1 protein-coding gene is annotated in these 1,802 nt (G+C 54.6%); it reads right to left on the bottom strand.

The features are described 5' to 3' along the window. Positions 1–431: 431 nt before the first annotated feature. On the bottom strand, positions 432–1,802 hold a 1,371-nt coding region (locus ACP5KC_RS10505), incomplete at its 5' end, for a hypothetical protein (RefSeq protein WP_428287560.1).

The raw sequence follows: 1,802 nt of genomic DNA, 5'->3' as shown, positions 1-1,802 counted from the left end.
CCCTAGATATTAGAGATTTATTGATCGGCATCATAGCACGCGAGAACGGATACTCGATCCTCACAGGCAATACAAGGCATCTAAGCAAGATACGCGGATTAAGAGTGATACCATACCACGGGGATTCCAGTTTATAGCCTTTATGGAATAGCTGACCGGATCATCCCGGTGACAAGGACCGCTTCCCCAGGCTTTCCCAGGCTTCGGTGGGGAAGCACTCTTGCTTGCCACCCGGGGAAAAAAGAGACCTTGAAGAGCTGTCAAACAGTTAACCATCCAGCGGCTTGAGGGGAGAGATAAACAGCAACTTCAAGTGGATCAAAGTAATACCCATCCTCAGACCGATTGGAGCCATAGAGACCGAGGATTCTAAGAGCTTGACGTCTAAAGCCCAGCGAAAACCCTACACAGCGTTCTATCGCAAAGCCCTTTTAAACCTGCTTAGACAGGTCCCCTGTATAACCCGTTAAAACCGCGTACAGCGTGAGCATGGCGTGGTGCAGCGTAGCCGTGTCAGGCCTAGAGTAACTGTTCTCATCGATGAGCATCGCCTTCACCTTGAGGTTCCTGTACATGTTGTTCCAGAGCTCGTAGGATGCCTTATCAGCGGTCACAAGGGTGGCCTTCTCGAGCGTCAACGGGTCAAGCCTGGGCAGCACGGCGTCGCAAAACCAGGTGTCCGAGGGTATAAGGTATGCACTCCTCAACAGCGCCTCGAACGCGAGGAAGACCGTGTGCTCGCATAGCTTCGACAGGGGCGTCTTAGCCTGAGACCTCTTATTGAGGAGCTCCACCATAACACAGTACGGCACCATTATCCTCCCCTTATAACCTTGAGACAGGAGATGAACGCCGTTATACACGAGGTTCGTGTCAATTATAACGTCCCCCTCCCCCTCAAGCCTCAAAACCCTAAACCCTAGCAGCCTCCAGAAACAGTCCCCCACGCGAGATATGTCCTCCTCAAATTTCTCAGCCCTCGCAAGATGAGACAATGCTATCTCAAGAAACTTTTCCAGCGACCTGTGGCTCACTTGGGGAGTAGCTATCGAGCTGCTTTTCTCCCCGGCGGGCTGGGGAAGCCGCTTATCCGCATCCTTCCCCCAAAGCTCCGTCTTCATCAACTCCTTTACGCCGAGAATAAGGGAAAGCTGCGTCGAAGCCCTACCCTCGAAGACCCCGCTCCTAACCCTCAGTGTGAGCATGGGGTAATCCGGGAGGTCCGAGGACACGTAGAGCTCGGCATCCAGCTCGTTAAGCCCCAGCGCCAAGCCACCGAGCATCTCCCATAGCCTAGGCCACCCCAGCTCCCCCATCAAGGCCCTAGCCTCCCCCCAGTCAACCTTAACCCCTCCCAGACCCCCAGGAGGCCTAGACACCTGCACCGGCTGAATATACCTCGGGACAAACGGGTAGAACATCCCAGTCCACGGCCCAAACGGAAAATACACGTGAGCCACAAGCGCGCCCTTCTCAGCCGCAGCCATAGTCAACCCGATAATACTCGCCGCAGAGCCAGCAGTAGGAACAGCGATCGATGAGCCACTCAGCCCATCCCTGAAAAGCTGGTAAGCCTTACGGTAGTCCTGAGGCGCCTCAGAAACCCTCACCTCCACGCCCGTCAACCTAGCAACAACATCTCTAACCCTCTCAGCCTCCTTCACCGCGAAGCCACTCGCATACAGGTCGACACCCTCAACACTAAAACTCTCCAAAACCCTCAAGACGGACGAAACCCCAGCCTCGAACGCGTACGCGGCAGAACCCAGTACAATCAAAGCCCGGTCATACACATCAAAACA

This window comes from Infirmifilum sp. (genome assembly GCF_049970975.1).
In the GTDB taxonomy this organism is placed as follows: domain Archaea; phylum Thermoproteota; class Thermoprotei; order Thermofilales; family Thermofilaceae; genus Thermofilum; species Thermofilum uzonense.
This window is presented reverse-complemented; position numbering and strand designations above follow the sequence as displayed.